This window comes from Bacillus sp. AFS001701 (genome assembly GCF_002559405.1).
GTDB lineage: Bacteria > Bacillota > Bacilli > Bacillales > Bacillaceae_G > Gottfriedia.
In genome coordinates, this window is the sequence record NZ_NTZO01000344.1 from 1 (window position 1) to 20,408 (window position 20,408).

At 33.1% G+C, this 20,408-nt stretch carries 17 protein-coding genes and 1 riboswitch; all 17 genes read left to right on the plus strand.

Annotation, left to right across the window (positions count from 1 at the left end; genetic code table 11):
- A partial coding sequence (locus CN514_RS19550) for a ribonuclease J (RefSeq protein WP_141529429.1) occupies positions 1–1,251 on the plus strand: 1,251 nt, incomplete at its 5' end.
- Positions 1,252–1,419: 168 nt separating this feature from the next.
- Positions 1,420–2,103, plus strand: coding sequence for a ClpP family protease (locus CN514_RS19555; protein WP_286131700.1), 684 nt, complete (start codon positions 1,420–1,422; stop codon positions 2,101–2,103).
- Entirely contained in the window at positions 2,100–2,312 is a 213-nt protein-coding gene (locus CN514_RS19560; RefSeq protein ID WP_025568559.1) for a YlzJ-like family protein, read from the plus strand. The genes CN514_RS19555 and CN514_RS19560 overlap by 4 nt, the downstream gene beginning before the upstream one ends.
- A 123-nt stretch (positions 2,313–2,435) precedes the next feature.
- Entirely contained in the window at positions 2,436–4,826 is a 2,391-nt protein-coding gene (locus CN514_RS19565) for a DNA translocase FtsK (protein ID WP_098234039.1), read from the plus strand.
- A 61-nt stretch (positions 4,827–4,887) separates the two neighbouring features.
- A riboswitch (purine riboswitch) is annotated at positions 4,888–4,989 on the plus strand.
- A gap of 245 nt (positions 4,990–5,234) precedes the next feature.
- Positions 5,235–5,960 (plus strand): GntR family transcriptional regulator, encoded by a 726-nt coding sequence (locus CN514_RS19570; RefSeq protein WP_098234040.1) that lies wholly within the window; start codon positions 5,235–5,237, stop codon positions 5,958–5,960.
- A 169-nt stretch (positions 5,961–6,129) separates the two neighbouring features.
- Entirely contained in the window at positions 6,130–7,227 is a 1,098-nt protein-coding gene (locus CN514_RS19575; RefSeq protein WP_217993943.1) for a BMP family lipoprotein, read from the plus strand.
- Between the two features lie 261 nt (positions 7,228–7,488).
- Positions 7,489–9,012 carry an ABC transporter ATP-binding protein gene (locus tag CN514_RS19580; RefSeq protein WP_098234042.1) on the plus strand — a complete coding sequence of 508 codons (1,524 nt, stop codon included), beginning with the start codon at positions 7,489–7,491 and terminating at the stop codon, positions 9,010–9,012.
- Positions 9,009–10,076: an ABC transporter permease gene (locus tag CN514_RS19585; RefSeq protein ID WP_098234043.1), complete on the plus strand. Its 1,068-nt coding sequence runs from the start codon at positions 9,009–9,011 to the stop codon at positions 10,074–10,076. The genes CN514_RS19580 and CN514_RS19585 overlap by 4 nt, the downstream gene beginning before the upstream one ends.
- Before the next feature lie 3 nt (positions 10,077–10,079).
- Positions 10,080–11,027: an ABC transporter permease gene (locus CN514_RS19590; protein WP_098234044.1), complete on the plus strand. Its 948-nt coding sequence runs from the start codon at positions 10,080–10,082 to the stop codon at positions 11,025–11,027.
- Between the two features lie 428 nt (positions 11,028–11,455).
- Positions 11,456–12,733, plus strand: coding sequence for an EF-P 5-aminopentanol modification-associated protein YfmF (gene yfmF / locus CN514_RS19595; RefSeq protein WP_098234045.1), 1,278 nt, complete (start codon positions 11,456–11,458; stop codon positions 12,731–12,733).
- A complete protein-coding gene (yfmH, locus tag CN514_RS19600; RefSeq protein WP_098234046.1) occupies positions 12,733–14,016 on the plus strand; it encodes an EF-P 5-aminopentanol modification-associated protein YfmH in 1,284 nt (427 codons plus the stop codon). The genes yfmF and yfmH overlap by 1 nt, the downstream gene beginning before the upstream one ends.
- Positions 14,017–14,210: 194 nt before the next feature.
- Positions 14,211–14,939 (plus strand): elongation factor P 5-aminopentanone reductase, encoded by a 729-nt coding sequence (ymfI, locus tag CN514_RS19605; protein WP_098234047.1) that lies wholly within the window; start codon positions 14,211–14,213, stop codon positions 14,937–14,939.
- A gap of 112 nt (positions 14,940–15,051) precedes the next feature.
- Positions 15,052–15,843: a DUF3388 domain-containing protein gene (locus CN514_RS19610; protein WP_098234048.1), complete on the plus strand. Its 792-nt coding sequence runs from the start codon at positions 15,052–15,054 to the stop codon at positions 15,841–15,843.
- A gap of 20 nt (positions 15,844–15,863) precedes the next feature.
- Complete coding sequence (locus CN514_RS19615) at positions 15,864–16,757, plus strand: helix-turn-helix domain-containing protein (RefSeq protein WP_098234049.1); 894 nt, start codon at positions 15,864–15,866, stop codon at positions 16,755–16,757.
- Positions 16,758–16,828: 71 nt separating this feature from the next.
- On the plus strand, positions 16,829–17,407 hold the full coding sequence (gene pgsA, locus CN514_RS19620) for a CDP-diacylglycerol--glycerol-3-phosphate 3-phosphatidyltransferase (RefSeq protein WP_098234050.1): 579 nt from the start codon (positions 16,829–16,831) through the stop codon (positions 17,405–17,407).
- Between the two features lie 20 nt (positions 17,408–17,427).
- Positions 17,428–18,687, plus strand: coding sequence for a competence/damage-inducible protein A (locus tag CN514_RS19625; protein ID WP_098234051.1), 1,260 nt, complete (start codon positions 17,428–17,430; stop codon positions 18,685–18,687).
- A 249-nt stretch (positions 18,688–18,936) separates the two neighbouring features.
- Positions 18,937–19,980 carry a recombinase RecA gene (gene recA, locus CN514_RS19630; protein WP_098234052.1) on the plus strand — a complete coding sequence of 348 codons (1,044 nt, stop codon included), beginning with the start codon at positions 18,937–18,939 and terminating at the stop codon, positions 19,978–19,980.
- Positions 19,981–20,408 lie beyond the last annotated feature (428 nt).

The window sequence follows — 20,408 nt, forward strand, 5'->3', positions numbered from 1 at the left end:
ACTACTCACAGTATTCCAGATTCATTTGGATTTTGTGTAAATACACCACAAGGTGCAGTCGTTTTTACTGGAGACTTCAAATTTGATCAATCGAAAAGTCCTTATCCAGGTGCTGATTTAGGTAAACTAGCATTAATAGGAGATAAAGGTGTTTTATGTTTACTATCTGATAGCACAAACGCAGAAAGACAAGGGTTTTCGGGTTCTGAGAAGAAAGTATCGGAAGAAATTAAAAAAGAAATAATGAATGCAAAAGGAAGAGTTTTAGTAGCTTGCTTTTCTTCAAATATATATCGGATCCAACAGGTTATTGATGCAAGTGTAGTTTCTGGTAGAAAACTAGCAGTAGTCGGCAGTAGTATGATGAAATCGATTGAAATAGCGAAGGAATTAGATTATTTATCGATTCCTGATGATTTAATGATTTCAGTTGTGGATACAGATAATTATAAAGAAAGAGATATTGTCATTCTTACAACAGGTACTCAAGGAGAACCAATGGCAGCCCTTTCAAAAATTGCTAAAGGTACGCATAAACAAGTTTCTATCCGAAAAGGTGATACGGTACTAATGGCGGCAACACCTATTCCAGGAAATGAAATGTTAGTTTCAACTTCTGTTAATCTATTATTTAGAGCTGGTGCAAATGTTATTTATGGTTATAAGAAGGTACACGTATCTGGCCATGGCTATGAAGAAGAATTAAAATTAATGCTTGAATTAATGAAACCAAGATATTTCATACCAGTTCATGGTGAATATCGAATGCAAAAAGCACATTCACATATTGCAGAAGAAGTAGGGATGGCAAAAGAAGATATTTTTATTATTGAAAAAGGTGATATCGTTTCGTTTAAAAATGGTCAAGCTTCTCGTACTGAAAAAATTGAAGTTGGTAACGTTTTAATTGACGGAATTGGTGTCGGTGATGTTGGAAATATCGTATTACGTGATCGTAAGCTACTTTCTCAAGATGGGATACTTATCGTTGTAGTAACGTTTAACAAGCAAAAGAAAGAAATCATATCCGGACCAGAAATTATAACTCGTGGCTTTGTATATGTTCGTGAGTCCGAAAAATTAATAACTAGATCAACTGAAATTGTAAAAGACATTACAGAAAAAATGTTACAGAATGATCAAATTGAATGGACATTATTAAAAAATTCAATAAGAGATGGGTTAAGCGCTTACTTATATGAAGAAACAAAAAGAAGACCAATGATTCTTCCAATATTAATGGAAGTATAATTTTAACTAGCCATGTACTTCTTAATCCAAGATGGGTATGATTTCCTTATTATTTTCACATACTAACTTGTATGAAAAATGATAGGGGGAACCGTTTTGACAAATTCAAATAATGAAACACCTATTCCAAACGAAGATGCACCTCCAAAGCCAAATGATCAAAAGGATATGAGCATTGTTGAAAAAATTCAGCAATTAGGACAAACAAATGTTCCAGCAAGCAATGATTCAAAAATTCATTGTCTAACGATAATTGGTCAAATTGAAGGTCATGTAGCATTACCACCACAAAACAAGACAACGAAATATGAACATTTAATCCCGCAATTAGTTGCAATTGAACAAAATCCGAAGATTGAAGGATTATTAATCGTTCTAAATACTGTCGGTGGAGATGTGGAAGCTGGTCTTGCGATATCAGAAATGATAGCAACATTAACGAAACCTACTGTATCAATTGTTTTAGGCGGCGGACATAGTATCGGAGTACCAATTGCAGTAAGTACTGACTTTTCATTTATCGCGGAAACGGCAACAATGACGATCCATCCAATTCGTCTAACTGGTTTAGTTATTGGTGTACCTCAAACGTTTGAGTATCTTGATAAAATGCAAGAAAGGGTCACTCGTTTTGTTACGAAGCACTCGAATATTACGGAAGAACGTTTCAAGGAATTAATGTTTACAAAAGGTAATTTAACAAGAGATATCGGCTCAAATGTAGTCGGTGGAGATGCAGTAAAATATGGACTAATTGATGATGTAGGTGGGATTGGGCAAGCACTAAGTAAGTTGCAGGAATTAATTGACGAACGAAAAGAAAAGTCTAATAAAGAGGAGAATGAATTTTGATTCTTTATACAATAATGCCAATTGAATCGATTTTTCCTGTTGATCAACAAGAATACACATCGCAGCAGTTTTTGGAATACAATGGTGTTCCAATGTTGGTTGATAGTGTTGGGGGTACAGCTTTTGAAATTAAAAGAATTGTAAGTACCGATCCGCAGCATTTTATGCAATACACACCTGGTCAAAGAATTTTAGTTCTTCCAACTTGAGGTAATTATTAACAATACATGGTAAACATATGTTCTGATATGTTATAATAAATTCAATTTAAGAAAGCAGCCAAAAGGCTGCTTTCTTTGGCGAATCTGCAAATTTTGATGGGGGTGAATTACATGGCAAAGCAGAAGCAGCAAAAGTCAAAAGCTCGAAAATCAGTAAGTGGCAATGGTTCAATATGGTATGAAATTAGTGGGTTAATATTTTTAGCCCTATCAATCGTAACAATATTAAAGCTTGGTATTGTAGGTAAAGCCTTTGTATTATTCTTGAGATTCTTCTTTGGGGAATGGTACATGCTTAGTTTTCTTTTTATCATCGGTTTATCTGCATATAGCATAATTTATCGAAAAAGACCTCCATTTGTTTCGAGTATTACGATTGGTGGATTGTTAATCTTCTTTAGTATATTGATGTTTAGTCATGTTACTCTATTTGATTTATTAGCAAAAAATAATCAATTTCACGATCAATCTGTCATAAAAAGTACGCTAGATTTATTTTTAATTGAAGCCAAAGGCAAAATTAGTACAGTGGATCTTGGTGGAGGTATGATTGGAGCGATACTTTTTGCAGTTTTATATTTCTTATTTGATCGAACCGGTGCAATTCTATTCGGAATCATAGCAATTGTTGCGGGAGTTTTATTTATTACTGGAAAGCCACTTGGTGGTTATATATATCAATATATAATGCCAAAAGTAAGAAATTTAATTTCAGACACTTGGAAGGATTTTACAAATTTCTGGAAACGTGGTCGTGAACAAAAAACTACTAGTAGACGAGCTGAGGCTAAGCAAAAGAGAAAATCAAAGAAAGATTCATATGAAGACAATGATCATGAAGAAGAAGTGTCTGCTGGTAATAGTTTAAATTACCAAGTTAAAAATTCATATGAAGATGAGAACATCGAGCCGAAAAAAGAAATTCAAATCGAATATTCTCCTACATATCAGCCACCTAAGGAGCCAGAATTAATCATCGCAAATAATTCAAATCAAATTCAGGCTCATTTTGCAGAGGAGGACGATCAGTCAATCGAATTGCCAGTCGCAGAAGTAGGGATTGATGATAAGGTAGATTACGTATTGCCGTCAATGGATTTATTGGCCTACCCAAAGGGTGCTAAAAAACGTGAAAATGAATCCAAACTAAAGGAAAATGCGGACAAGCTTGAAAGAACATTTCAAAGTTTTGGTGTAAAGGCTACAGTCACAAAAGTACATCATGGACCTGCGGTAACAAAATATGAAGTGTACCCTGAAGCAGGCGTAAAAGTTAGTCGTATTGTTAATCTTAGTGATGATTTAGCACTTGCACTTGCAGCAAAAGACATTCGAATTGAAGCTCCGATTCCAGGCAAATCTGCTGTAGGAATTGAAGTTCCTAATACGACTATAACGACTGTATTACTTAGAGAAGTTCTCGAAGCAAAAAATCCGAAATTACAAAATCCATTAGCTGTATCGTTAGGAAAAGATATTGCTGGAGATGCTGTATTTGCAGAGCTTAATAAAATGCCGCACTTACTAGTAGCAGGGGCGACAGGTAGTGGAAAAAGTGTATGTATAAATGGAATCATTGTTAGTATCCTAATGAATGCAAAACCATCTGAAGTAAAGCTAATGCTAATCGATCCGAAGATGGTTGAATTGAATGTTTATAATGGTATTCCTCATTTGCTAACTCCAGTTGTTACAAACCCTAAAAAGGCTTCACAAGCATTACGAAAAGTTGTTAGTGAAATGGAAAGAAGATATGAGCTTTTTTCTCATTCAGGTACTAGAAATATAGAAGGTTATAACGAATTAACTAAACAAAATAATACAATGACTGATTCGAAACAACCTTTATTACCATTTATCGTCGTAATTGTTGATGAGTTAGCTGACTTAATGATGGTAGCTTCGAGTGACGTGGAAGATTCAATCACTAGATTAGCTCAAATGGCACGTGCAGCGGGTATCCACTTAATTATAGCTACACAACGACCGTCCGTTGACGTGATCACGGGTGTTATTAAAGCAAATATCCCTTCTCGAATTGCTTTTAGTGTATCTTCTCAAACAGATTCTCGTACAATTCTTGATACTGGTGGAGCAGAAAAACTATTAGGAAGAGGAGATATGTTATATCAACCAATCGGTGCATCTAAACCAATTCGAGTTCAAGGAGCATTTTTATCTGATGATGAAGTTGAAAGAGTAGTCGAGTTTTCAATCTCTCAACAAAAGGCTCAATACCAAGAAGAAATGATGGTAAAAGAGGAAAAAGATGGGAAATCTGAAGTGAATGATGATCTTTATAATGAAGCTGTTGAGTTAGTAACAAATATGCAATCAGCCTCGGTATCACTACTACAAAGAAGATTTAGAATTGGTTATACAAGAGCTGCCAGATTAATTGATGCGATGGAAGATAATGGTATAGTTGGTCCGTATGAAGGTAGTAAACCTAGGGAAGTATTAATTAGTAAACCAGTGGAAGATGAGCAAGCCTTGTCTTAAACAAAAAGAAAAAATTGTCGAAACATTATTGACATTTTTAGACATAGAATGATATTATTTCTTCAGATAAATTGATAGTCCTCATATAATATCGACATTATGGGTCGGAAGTTTCTACATTGCAACCAATATTTGCAATACTATGGGGAAAAAGCATTATTATGGAGAAATGATTTATATTTTCGAAAATCAAAAACTCTTATAATCTAGCTTTTTCACTAAGTGGAACGGTAGATTATAAGAGTTTTTTTTTGTTAAATATGAACAAATGATTCATTAACGAAATAAAAAATAAAGCGTTTACAAAAAAGTGTTGAAATGAGTAAAAAATAACAGTATAGTAAAGAAGGATTATACGACAGATGTCTAACAACTGATGTCTGAAATCCGAAGTTTGGGGGATGGGAAATGAAGATTAAAACAGACACCAGATTACTTTATCTCCAAGTGATGGATCGAATAAAACAAGATATTGAGAATGGTATTTACTTGCCACATCATAAGTTACCATCAGAGTATGAGTTATCTAAAATATTTGGAGTATCAAGAGCAACATTAAGAGAAGCATTAAGAGTTTTAGAAGAAGAAAATATCTTAGTTAGAAGACACGGTGTCGGTACATTTGTGAAACCGAAACCAATTTTTAGGACAGGTATTGAACAATTAAGTAGTGTCTCAGAAATGATTGTTGATGCAGGTAAAGAACCTGGTACAATCTTTCTATCTTCTAAACTATTAGTTCCTACGAAAGAAGATTTAAAAAGCTTCACAATCACTGAAGATGATCGTATGCACGTAGTAGAAAGAATTCGAACAGCAAATGGTGAACCTGTAGTTTATTGCATTGATAAATTACCGACTAATTATTTTAAACAGGTTCCATCATATGAAGATCATTCGTTCTTTTCTTTCATCAAAAAAGAAACAGGTCGAAATATCGAATATTCAAATGCAAGAATTGAACCTATAGGTTACCACGATAAAGTTTCTCCTTTATTACAGTGTGAACCAGATGTGTCATTATTATTAATCGAACAGTTACATTTTGACGATTTAAACCGTGCAGTTTTACATTCTTATAATTACTTCAGAGCGGACCAGTTCAGCTTTAATGTTTTAAGAAAAAGAAATTAAATTGTATAGCCAAAATAATATTTACGAAAAATAAGTTTTGGCTGGTTTTCAAATATTGTTTACTGAAATTTCATTAAATTATTAGGGAGGTGGATCGTTAAGATAACGATTATAAACCAAGCTAGTACAAATGTAAATAAAAATTTAAGGGGGCAAAATTTTTATGAAGATGAAAAAAGCTGGTCTTGTTCTTTCAATGGCCTTAGCGGCAGGTACAATTTTAGGTGCTTGTGGTAAAGGTGGAGATACAAAAGACGCAAAAGGCGCATTTAAAGTAGGGATGGTAACTGACTCTGGTACTATTGATGATAAGTCATTTAACCAAGGTACTTGGGAAGGGATCCAAGCTGGAGCTAAAGATTTAGGTTTCAATCTTAAGCAAGATACAAAATACTTAAAACCTGCTGGTGAAACTGAAGCTGATTACTTAAAAGAAATCGGAAACTTAAATGATGCAGGGTTTCAATTTATCATAACTCCTGGTTATAAATTTGAAACAGCAATTAACAAAGCGCAAGATAAATATAAAGATGACAAATTTGTAATTATCGATGGTACTCCACACACAGCTAAAGATTTTACTCCAAATGTAAAAGATAACACAGTTTCAATTTTCTTCGCAGAACATGAAGCTGGTTACCTAGCTGGTATTGCTACAGCAGTTCAATTAAAAACTGGTGATGTTGGATTTATCGGTGGTATGGAAATTCCAGCAGTTCAAAAATATAACTGGGGATTCCAACAAGGTATTAAATATGCAAACGAAAAACTTGGAACTAGCATTACTTTAAAAGCTAATAACGTCGTTTATTCTGGAAGCTTTACAGACAAAGCAGCAGGTCAACAAATTGCAGCTCAAATGTATGACCGTGGCGTTAAAGCGATTTTCACTGCAGCAGGTGGAGTAGGACAAGGTGCTATTACTGAAGCTAAAAACAGAGTAGCTAGTGGTAAAGAAGTTTGGGTTGTTGGTGTTGACGTAGATCAGTACGCTGATGGTGTTTATAAAGATAACAAATCAGTAATTTTAACTTCAGCTATGAAAGGTGTTGCAAAAGCAGCTTCTGATATGGTAAAAGCTGAAAAAGATAAAAAATTCCCTGGTGGACAAACTCTAACTTATGATGCAAAAAATGATGGTATTGGTTTACCAAAAGAAAATCCAAACTTAAATTCTGAAACTGTAACAAAAGTTGAAGATGTATTTAACAAAATTAAGTCTGGTGAAATTGTAGTAGCAAATGAAAGAGGAAATTTAATTAAGTAATTATCTTTCTAATTAATAAATGATAGAAGAAGCATAGGAAAGGAGACCCTTTTATATGCTTCTTCTATCCTAAAAATGATTTTTTAGTTTCATGCTTTAATCAATTGCAAGCACTTATATAAGTAAAGCTTCCAATTGATTAGGGCATGACGATCGGGAGAGAGTTAAGCCCTCCTTAAATAAAAAATATAGAAAAATATTTCGAAATCAAGTAAAACTTTAAAAATAAAAAATGGCTTCGTAATATCAAGGAGGATAATTATGGAATATGTAGTGGAGATGCTAAATATAACAAAAGAGTTTCCTGGCATTATAGCGAATGATAATATTACACTACGATTAAAAAAAGGGGAAGTTCATGCTTTATTAGGTGAAAACGGTGCAGGGAAATCAACTTTAATGTCCGTCCTTTTTGGAATGTACACACCTGAAAAAGGGATTATAAAAATAAAAGGTAAAGAAGTTAAAATTTCAAATCCAAATGTTGCAAATGAACTAGGAATCGGAATGGTTCACCAACATTTTAAATTAGTTTCAAATTTTACAGTAACAGAAAATATTATTCTAGGTCTTGAACCTAAAAAGGGGCTAGTAGTAGATATCAAGACTGCAGCAAAACGTATTGAAGAGCTTTCTAAAACTTACGGTTTAAATGTAGATCCATATGCAAAGATTGAAGATATTACAGTAGGGATGCAACAAAGAGTCGAAATTTTAAAAACTTTATACCGTAATGCTGAAGTATTAATCCTAGATGAGCCAACAGCAGTACTTACTCCACAAGAAATACAAGATTTAATGAAGATTATTAAAAACTTGATTAATGAAGGCAAGTCAATCATTATCATTACTCATAAATTAAAAGAAATTAAAGCTGTGGCAGATCAATGTACAGTAATTCGTCATGGGAAGTACATTGGTACAGTTGATGTAAAACAAACTTCTGAATCTGAAATGGCATCTATGATGGTCGGACGTCAGGTGTCTTTCAAGGTAGATAAAGTAGAATCAAAACCTGGTGAAGTTGTACTAGATGTAAATAATTTAAGTGTTAAAAATAATAAAAAAGTTTTAGGTTTAAAAAATGCTACACTTCAAGTTCGAGCAGGTGAAATCGTTGGTATTGCCGGAGTTGAAGGAAATGGACAATCAGAACTTGTAGAAGCAATTACAGGGTTAAGACCAATTGAAGAGGGTTCTATTTTATTAAAAAATCAAGATATTACAAAACACAGTATACGCGAGCGAATTAGAAGCGGTATTGCACATATTCCAGAGGATCGTCAAAAAAGAGGACTCGTTCTTGAATATACAATTGAAGAAAACGTTGTTTTAGAAATTTATAATCAAGAACCATTCTCTAAATATGGAGTTTTAGATAAAGCTGCGATTGCCAAACATGCAAAGAAAATCATTGAAGAATTCGATGTACGCTCTGGTGAAGGGGCTAAAACAGTCGTTGAATCAATGTCTGGAGGAAACCAACAAAAAGCAATCATTGGTCGTGAAATCGAACTAAAGCCTGAGTTATTAATTGCATGTCAGCCAACACGTGGATTAGACGTTGGTTCGATAGAGTATATTCATAAGAGATTAATTGAGCAAAGAGATAGTGGAAAAGCTGTTCTATTGATCTCGTTAGAACTAGATGAAGTTCTTAATTTATCTGACCGCATTGCAATTGTAAATGCTGGAGAAATCGTTGATATCGTTAATGCCAAAGACACAAATGAAGATGAATTAGGATTAATGATGGCTGGTATAAGGAGAGGTGAAGGGGCATGAAAAAGGGAGGAATCATTTCTTTAATTGCCGTAGTTTTAGGTTTACTAGCTGGAGCATTATTAATTTTAGTAACTGGTAATGATCCAATAGAAGGGTTTACTTATTTATTCCAAGGTGGATTAAAAGATCCGGAGCGTATTGGTAATACATTTGCTACTGCTACTCCGTTAATTTTAACAGGACTTTCTGTTGCATTTGCATTCAGAACAGGTTTATTTAATATTGGTGCAGCTGGCCAAATGCTTTTCGCAGGATTTTGTGCTTCTGCAATTGGTTTAACTGTTGATTTACCTACTCTTATCTTAGTTCCGATTATGGTAATTGTAGCCTTTATTGCAGGTGCAGCTTGGGCATTTATTCCAGGACTACTAAAAGCTAAGTTTAATGTTCACGAAGTAGTTTCTACGATTATGATGAACTGGATTGCATACTGGACTGTTTATTATTTAGTACCACAATATTTTAAAGGTAGTACTGAAACAGAGTCAAAAATGCTTGCAGATGCTGCAACATTAAAAATGCCATTTTTATCAAATTTATTTGGTGGTTCATATATTAACTTCGGTTTATTTATCGCCGTTATTATGGTAATCGTTATTTCATTTATTATTAATCGTACTGTATTAGGGTATGAATTAAAAGCTGTAGGTTACAACCGTAGTGCTGCTGAATACGCTGGTATTTCAGTAAATAGAAATGTTATTTTATCAATGATGATTTCAGGTGGACTTGCAGGATTAGCAGGTGTTGTTCAATTCGCTGGAAATGCATCACTAATTCAAATAGGTGTTTTACCTACCGAAGGATTCGACGGAATTGCCGTGGCACTTTTAGGGATGAATACACCAGTTGGCGTATTTTTCTCAGCTATTTTCTTTGGACTATTATATTCTGGTAAAGGTTTTATGAGTGCAATGACTTCAATTCCACCAGATATTGCTGATGTTATCATTGCAATCATTATTTATTTCTCTGCAACTAGTATTTTAATTAAAAAAGTTATGGATCGAGTATCCAAATCACGCAAATACAAAAACAGCAATGTAGGAGAGAAGGTGAAATAAGGCATGGATTTAATTATACAAATTTTCCCATATGCAATTGCCTATACGATTCCATTATTAATCGTAGCATTAGGTGGTTTATTTTCTGAGCGAAGCGGTGTCGTAAATATTGGTTTAGAAGGTTTAATGGTTGTTGGTGGTTTCGCTAGTGCCTTAACAATTTCAAAACTTCAAGAAACTCATCAAGGTGAAGTTTGGGTAATCTGGGTAGGAATTCTTGTTGCAGTTCTTACAGGTGCTTTATTCTCTTTACTACATGCGTTTGCAAGTATAAATTTACACGCTGATCAAGTAATTAGTGGTATCGCAATTAATATGATTGCAGGTGCTTTAACAATCTTCTTAGCAAGAAATATTACTGGATCAGGTAATATCAGTATTAACGGTATTACACGTACTGATATCCCAGTCTTAAAAGACATTCCAATTCTCGGAGATTTATTCTTTAAAAACACGTATTCTACAACATGGTTAGTAATCGGCATTCTAATCATTAGTACATTTATACTTTATAAAACCCGTTTAGGCTTACGTCTACGTGCATGTGGTGAATACCCTCAAGCAGCTGATGCAGCAGGTATTAACGTATACCGTATCCGTTACCTTGGCGTTATTATTTCTGGTGCATTTTCTGGATTAGGTGGAGCAATTATTTTAGTAACATACTCTGGCGAATTTACAGGTAGTGTTGCAGGTCTTGGTTTCTTAGCTATTGCTGCATTAATTTTTGGACAATGGAAACCACTTGGAATTTTAGCAGCGACATTATTCTTTGGTGTAGCTACAACAATTGCCAATGTATCGCAAGTTATTCCAAGTTTAGCTCATATCCCACCATTAGCATTAAAGTTATTCCCATACGTAGTAACTTTAATCGCATTAGTAATTTTCTCAAAATCATCTCAAGCACCAAAATCTGTTGGTGTTGCGTATGAAAAAGGTAAACGATAAATAAAAGTTTTGAAGCTTCCTATTTAATTAGGAAGCTTTTTTTATTGTTTAAAGGATGTTGTCAATTAATTAGGAATAATATCGTTGTCTGAAAGTTTGCAGAGGTTGATCATCTCTCAACTTTGACATGGAATTAAATTATCATTCGAGTTTTTCAAAATTGATTAAAACATATACTACACATCCATAGTAGATTCTAATAAATTGAAGCGCAGGCTGGCCGAGGAGGCTCACCTCTCTCTCCACGGAAAGGGAGCATCCTTTCATTCCAGTCGACGTAGTACTTATTTTAAAAGAACAGATTTTTATTTGAATTAATTATTTTGGGTAAACTAAGCAGTAGGTTTTATTTTTGGTAAAATTAGAGATACAATGAAGATATTGGAAATAAATATGAGTAAATAGTATTTGACTAAGGAGGGTTCAATTTGAATTTGTTACAGTACAAAAATAGTGATATTAACGGTATTAAACTACATGTGGTAACAACTGAAAAGTTTAAAACAAATTCGATTACATTAAAAGTACGTGGAAAACTTGAAGAAGATACAGTATCGTTTCGCGGAATTTTACCATATGTATTGCAAAGTGGAACAAAAGATCTTCCTACCAATGGTGAAATTAGAAGAAAATTAGAAGAATTATATGGGGCGACCTTTTTTGTAGACGTATCAAAAAAAGGTGATTACCATGTAATGTCATTTACAATTGACATTGCAAATGAAAAATACCTTTCAAATCAAGGTTCATTATTAAATGAAGCACTAATGCTTATTGCTTCAATTTGGCAAAATCCATTTTTAGAAAATGGGGTATTTTCAGCTAAGCATGTTGAAACTCAAAAAAGAACCCAAGTACAACGAATTCAGTCTATTAATGATGATAAATTGAAATATGCAAATCAACGACTAGTGGAAGAAATGTTTAAGGATGAACCTTATTCTTTACTTGCAAATGGAAAAACAGAAGATGTCAATTCAATTACAGCTGAATCACTTTATAAGTACTATGAAAAAGCGTTGCAACAAGATTTAATTGATCTTTATATAGTTGGAGATGTTGCATTTGACCAATGTAAACAATTAGTTGAAGAGAACTTTAGAAACACAACTAGTGGAAGATTAACAGTTGATACAACAAAAGCATCGCCAGTCGATTCTCCTAATGAAGTAATCGAAGAACAAAAACTCAATCAAGCTAAACTACACATCGGTTATACTACTGGGATCTCGATTAAAGATCCAGATTACTTTGCACTTCAAGTATTTAATGGTCTTTTTGGCGGATTTTCTCATTCAAAATTATTTATCAATGTTCGAGAAAAAAATAGCTTAGCTTATTATGCTGCTTCTCGTTTTGAAAGTCATAAATCCATTTTAATGGTCATGTCTGGTATAGCAAGTGAAAATTATGAAAAAGCAACAACAATTATTGCTGAACAACTTGAAGAAATGAAAAAGGGAAATTTCACTGAAGAGGAAATTGATCAAACAAAATTAGTGATTAAAAACAGTCTATTAGAAAGTATGGACACTGCTTATGGAATCATTGAAACATTATTCAATGACCAAGCTGCAGGAAATGAACGTCCGATCGAGGACTGGTTCCCTGAAATCGAAAAAGTTACGAAAGATGAAATTGTAGCTGTAGCTAATAAAATTAAACTTCACACAACTTATTTCTTAAAAGGTCAGGAGGGAGCATAATGGAAAAAAAGTATTTTGAACAATTGAATGAAACGCTTTATTTCGAGGAGCTTGAAAACGGATTAAAAGTATATATTCTTCCTAAGCAAGGCTACAACAAAACATATGCGACCTTTACAACTAAATACGGTTCGATTGATTCTGAATTTATTCCTTTAGGAAAAGATGAAAAATTAGTTGTACCAGATGGGATTGCTCATTTTTTAGAGCACAAATTGTTTGAAAAGAAAGATGGGGATGTATTCCAAGTTTTTAGTAAACAAGGAGCCTCTTCTAATGCGTTTACAAGTTTTACACGAACTGCTTATTTATTTTCAGCAACGAATAATGTGGAACAAAATTTAATGACATTAATTGATTTTGTTCAAGATCCATATTTTTCTGATCAAAGTGTTGAAAAAGAAAAAGGGATCATTGGTCAAGAAATTAAAATGTACGAAGATAACCCTGATTGGAGACAATATTTTGGGATGATTGCAAATTTATATGGTAAACATCCTGTTAGAACAGATATTGCTGGTACGGTTGAATCAATTTCAAAAATTACAAAAGAATTACTTTATACTTGTTACGAAACTTTTTATCACCCAAGTAATATGTTGTTTTTTGTTGTAGGTCCAGTAGACCCAGATAAAACAATGAATTTAATTAGAGACAACCAAAGCAAAAAAACGTTTAAAGATGCAAATGAAATTAAGAGATTTTTCCCTGAAGAAACTCCTGAATCTGCAGAAAAGAAAAAAGTGTTACATATGAATGTCCAATCATCGAAAGTACTCGTTGGCGTGAAAGACTTTTCTGCACCTAAAGGTGGAAGCGAATTATTAAAGCATGAATTATCAATTTCAGTATTACTTGATTATTTATTCGGTAAAGGCTCAAATACGTATCAACAAATGTATGAAGATGGATTAATCGATGATACGTTCTCATATGATTACTCTGCAGAAAATGGTTTTGCTTTTGCGATCATAGGGGGAGATTCTACTTCACCTGAAAAACTTTCTGAAAAAATAAAAGAAGTGTTATTAGACTCAAAAAATCATCAGTGGGAAAAAGAAATTGTCGATCGTGTAGTAAAAAAGAAAATTGGCGGATTCCTACGCTCATTAAATTCTCCAGAATATATCGCTAACCAATTTACACGTTATGCGTTCTTGGATATGCATTTATTTGACATCGTAACTGTGTTACAATCTATTTCTGTAGAGGATCTAAAAGAAAGTGCTAGTCATCTAATAAATGAAGACTTTATGAGTGAGTTTTTTGTTTTTCCTCATTGAATAAATTAAAAGCATCCTTAATGGGATGCTTTTTGAAATTTAAATTAAAAAATTAAGGGTTTATAAAGAATCTAAGTGTAATATTTAATTTTAAAGAGTTTTCCTCGCTTCTCTTTTACCTTTATATTCTTAATACTCTTAAAACCTGCATTAAAACCTGCATTAAAACCTCGAATAAATGGAGATTATAATAAATGAGAAATAGAATTCTAGTAATTGGAGCTAGTGGTGACATTGGCTTAGCAATTTCGAAAAAATTAATCAATGAAAAATATGATTTAGTTGTCCATTATAATCGTAAGAAAGAGCCACTCAATGAACTAATCGAATTGGCTAATGAGATTGAAGTAAACTGCCAATTCGTTCAAGCGGACTTGTCAGTTGAAAATGGAGTTCAAATTTTAACATCTCAAATAAAGGATCCAATCGATTCAATTGTGTATGCATCGGGTTTTTCAATCTTTGGTTTGATTAACGATGTAAGTGATGAAGAGATCGATCGAATGACTCAATTACATATCAAAAGTTTGATTAAAGTAGTCAATTATTTTCTTCCTAATATGGTGGCTAAAAAATCTGGTAGTATCGTCGTTATTTCGTCTATATGGGGACAAATTGGTGCTTCATGTGAAGTTTTATATTCAACCACTAAAGGTGCTCAAAACGCCTATGTAATGGCATTAGCTAAAGAATTAGGGCCAAGTGGAATAAAAGTAAATGCTGTTGCTCCAGGTGCCGTAAAAACGAATATGTTAAATACCTTTAGTGAAGAAGATTTAAAAGAAATTGCAAATGAAATTCCAATGAATCGTTTAGCACTTCCAAGTGAAATTGCGAATACTGTAAATTACCTAATTTCCGAACAATCTTCTTATATAACTGGACAAATTCTTGGAGTAAACGGCGGTTGGCATACTTCATAGCAAAATTTCCGGTCGAAAGTTATTTATTTCACATATTTTACCTTTTATATTATTGCGAAATCGTTTATTATTAAATGGAGAGTTAAGTAGTTAACAAATAGGGGGTATAGGTATGGAGTTAATCGAATGGTATTTTGAGTATGAAATACATAAGAATCGCCCTGGACTACTTGGAGATATTGCATCGCTAATCGGTATGCTAGGGATTAATATTTTAACAATCAATGGTGTCGACACAATGAAACGCGGCATGTTACTTGGTTGCGATAACGATGATCAAATTATTAGATTTGAATCGATTTTAAATACTATGGACAATATAACAATAATTAAACTTAGAAAGCCCACTCTAAGAGATCGTTTAGCTGTAAGACATGGTACTTATATTCAACGAGACGTAGATGATAAAAAGACTTTTCGTTTTGTCCGCGATGATTTAGGAATGCTTGTTGATTTTATGGCAGAGTTATTTAAAATGCCAGGCCATAAGCTAATCGGAATTAGAGGGATGCCTCGTGTTGGTAAAACTGAATCAGTAGTAGCAGCAAGTGTATGTGCAAATAAACGCTGGTTATTTGTTTCATCAACATTAATTAAACAAACATTAAGAAGTCAATTAATAGAAGACGAATATAATTCAGATAATGTATTTATTATTGATGGCATTCTTTCTCATAGAAGAGCAAATGAGCAACATTGGCAATTGGTTCGCGAAATTATGGCAATGTCTTCTGTGAAAGTAGTAGAGCATCCTGATGTATTTGTACAGCAAACTGAATACTCTTTAGAAGATTTTGATTACATAATTGAATTAAGAAATGATGAAAATGAAGAAATTAAATATGAACTTGTAGACCAAATGGATAAAAATGGACACAACTCGTTCTCAATGTTTGATTTTTAAAGTTAGTTGGGGTGTAACTTGTGACAGAATTAGGAAAATATTTACGAGAAGCAAGAGAAGCGAAAGGCTTATCAATTGACGATGTACAAGAGTTAACGAAGATTCAGAAACGTTATCTTGAAGCAATTGAAGAAGGTAATTATGAAATATTGCCAGGGCAATTTTATGTTCGTGCATTTATTAGACAATATGCAGAAACAATTGGTGTTGACGTTTCTGGATTTCTAACTGAAAAGCCAGTAGTTGAGGAATCAACTATGACAAACACAGTAGAAGAAGTAAAGCATGAAGAGATCCCAAGTAGAGCATCGAAGCTTAAAGAACCATTAAACAATGTTAAGGCATCACGTATAATGGATTATTTACCAAGAATATTAGTGGCGATACTTATCATTGGAATCTGCATTGCTATTTATATGATGTTCCCATCAAAAAATGATGAAAAATCTGCGGATACGAATCAATCTCAATCTAACTCTAATTCTGAAATTGAAAAACCAAAAAATAATGCGCTAGATCAGGCAAAAGTTAATAATACGAAAAAAACAGAGAAACCGAAAAATGATGTGACTGAGCAAACGCCAGCGCAAAAAATTACTGTTGACTCTGCAGCGGGTAAACGAACTACTATTTCTTTATCTGGTACAGATGTATTTAAATTAGAAGTAGTTGCAAATGGTGAAAGTTATGTGGATTTAAAAAATCCTGATGGAAAAATGTTCTATTCCGGAATTTTAAAACAAGGACAAACTCAAAACTACGACTTAACAGATGAAAATGAAGTAACTGTAAATATTGGTGCTTCTAATAATGTTGAGCTACGAATTAACGATGAGGTATTTAAATATCCAGTTAGTCCAACAAATGCTGTTCACCAAAAGATTACGATTAAAAATTTAAAAATGAATCAATAGTCATCTTTAAGATGGCTTTTATTCATTTATTATAAATGCTTCATTTTTAGAAAGTTTTGGAGGGTTTTACCATGAATTTACCAAATAAGATCACAGTGTCAAGGGTTTGTCTAATTCCATTATTTATGATTGCCGTTTTAATCGATTTTGGATGGGGAAAAGTTACATTAATGGGTGATTCAATACCAGTTAATCATTTAGTAGGAGCTGCAATTTTTATTATTGCCTCAGTTACTGATTTTATAGATGGTTATTACGCAAGAAAATATAATCTAGTTACTAATTTTGGTAAGTTTTTAGATCCACTTGCTGATAAATTACTTGTTTCTTCAGCATTAATTATCTTAACTGATTTTCATTATGTTCCAGCGTGGATTACGATTATCATAATAAGTAGAGAGTTTGCTGTAACCGGTTTACGAATGATTTTAGCTGGCTCTGGAGAAGTTCATGCTGCTGCAATGCTAGGTAAAATTAAGACTTGGGCACAAATTGTTGCGATTTCTGCATATTTCTTACATGATTTCCCATTGAATTTCTTACCATTTTCAATTGCAGATGTATCACTTTGGGTCGCATTATTCTTTACAGTATATTCTGGTTGGGATTATTTTTATAAAAATAGAGATGTTCTTCTTAAATCAATGTAATTAATATAGGGGGAAATGATATGAAACGTGCTGAAATCATCGCAGTAGGTACTGAGCTACTTTTAGGCCAAATTGCAAATACAAATGCTCAATTTATAGCTAAACATTTATCTGCATTAGGATATCACCATCATTTCCAAACAGTTGTAGGAGACAATTCCGAACGACTTAAAAGTGCATTAGAAATTGCTTCATCAAGAAGTGATTTAATCATCTTAACTGGTGGACTTGGACCAACAAAGGATGATTTAACGAAAGAAGTTGTCGCAGAATTTGTTCAAGAATCACTTGTTTATCATGATCAATCACTAGAGTATATTGAGCAATATTTTATTAAAGTAAATCGACCAATGACTGAAAATAATAAAAAACAAGCATTAGTCATTAATAACGCACATGTTTTATTGAATAAAAATGGTATGGCACCTGGAATGGTTTATGAAGCGAAAAATAAACAATTTGTATTATTACCAGGACCACCTAAAGAAATGATTCCGATGGTTGAGAAAGAACTAATTCCTTATTTTTTAAAAGGTAAGGAAGCAAGTACGATTATTTCGAAAGAGCTTAAGTTTTTTGGCATCGGGGAATCGATTTTAGAAACTGAAATTCTTGATTTACTTGAAAATCAATCAAATCCAACAATTGCCCCTTTAGCGAGTGAGGGAGAAGTAATGCTTCGAGTTACTGCAAGTGCTAGTAATGAACAAGAGGCAGAAAAACTAATTGGACAAGCTGAAGAAAAAATACGCGAGCGTGTTGGGCAGTTTATATATGGTACAAATAATGAAAACTTGTTTACAGTTTTATCAAGAAAATTAAAAGATTTTAAACTGACTATTTCTGCTGCTGAAAGTTTAACTGGAGGTCTATTCAGTAAAAGACTGACAGATATAGCTGGGAACTCGTCCATTTTTAAAGGTAGTATTGTTTGTTATTCTAATGAAATGAAACAAAACCTACTAAATGTTCCATCAGACATTCTTAATAAAAATGGTGCAGTAAGTGCAGAGTGTGCAAATTCACTAGTTGAAAATATTCAAAGATTAACAGGAAGTAATATTTCAATTAGTTTTACTGGTGAAGCAGGACCGTCTACATTAGAAGATGTGCCGGTAGGGAAAGTATTTATCGGTATAAAAATTGGTGATTCTGATTCAAGTGTAAAAGAGTTTCAATTCAGTGGTACTAGAGAACAAATAAGATTATCAAGTGTCAAAAATGGCGCGAACTTGCTGATTAAATTAATTAATTCAAGTTTTGAAAGTCAAGACTTATAAAATGAAATTGAATATTTTATAATATAAAAGCTCGGTTAATTTAGCCGAGTTTTTTAATTTTATAGTTTTGATATTAATAAAAATCTAGTTTTATAGACCGAAAAATACGAAACAAGCGTTTCTATTCTTTAAAAATTAAGATTAAATACGAAAAATATCGAATAAACGTTCTATTTTTTTGTTGGCAAACGAACAAAAAACAGTTATTATATAGTTAAGAGATAAATGAATCCTGAAGGAGGAATCTAAATGAGTGATCGTCAAGCTGCATTAGATATGGCTTTAAAACAAATCGAAAAACAATTCGGTAAAGGTTCAATTATGAAACTTGGAGAACAAACTGACCGCCAAATTTCAACTATTTCTAGTGGATCGTTAGCACTAGATGTTGCATTAGGTGTAGGTGGTTATCCAAGAGGTCGAATTATTGAAGTATATGGTCCTGAAAGTTCAGGTAAAACAACTGTAGCATTACATGCAATCGCTGAAGTTCAAGCAAATGGAGGACAAGCGGCGTTTATAGATGCTGAGCATGCATTAGATCCGGTTTATGCTCAAAAATTAGGTGTAAACATTGATGAGTTATTATTATCTCAACCAGATACAGGTGAACAAGCACTTGAAATCGCTGAAGCATTAGTACGTAGTGGTGCAATTGATATTATCGTAATTGATTCAGTAGCTGCATTAGTTCCAAAAGCTGAAATTGAAGGTGAGATGGGTGATGCTCACGTAGGTCTACAAGCACGATTAATGTCTCAAGCATTACGTAAACTTTCTGGTGCAATTAACAAGTCAAAAACGATCGCATTCTTCATTAACCAAATTCGTGAAAAAGTTGGGGTTATGTTTGGTAATCCTGAAACGACTCCAGGTGGACGTGCGTTAAAATTCTATTCTACAATTCGTTTAGAAGTACGTCGTGCTGAACAATTAAAACAAGGTAATGATATTGTGGGTAACAAAACAAAGATTAAAGTAGTTAAAAATAAAGTAGCACCACCATTTAGACAAGCAGAAGTAGACATTATGTATGGAGAAGGTATTTCTAAAGAAGGAGAAATTCTTGATATTGGATCTGATTTAGATATCGTTCTTAAGAGTGGAGCATGGTATTCTTACAATGAAGAGCGTCTTGGTCAAGGCCGTGAGAATGCTAAGCAATTCTTAAAAGAAAATAAAGAAATACGAGATACGATTAAAGAATCGATCCGTCTTCACCATGGTTTAGATAACCCTGTTACTGTAACAGAAACAGATGACGAAGAACAATTCTCTTTATTAAAAGAGTAATCATAGCATAGGTTAGTTTAAAACAGCAAAAAATGTGGGCGCTTATTAAAAGTGCCTGCATTTTTTATATTATTAATTTCTTATTTCTTTGATTTTCTAAAAAGCAGTATTTATTGAGATTCAAAAGGTTTTAAATGAAATATACATAATAATTTCACGAATAAGAAAGAGTTGATTCAAACGGAAGGATTCACTCTTCCTAAAGTCAATACGTAGCGAGACCATAAGGACGACTATGAAAAGGCGAATTAAATTAATTCACACATGGTAAGTGGTGTTCTGCATGGGAATCAGGCATATTTTTATTATCAGGACTTATTTAAAAAACAGATAATATCTATTTTCTTTTATATTTATAAGCAGTACTTCATATATGAAAAATTCTATCAATTTGCTTGCTAATCAGATCTTAATAAAAAATTTAATGA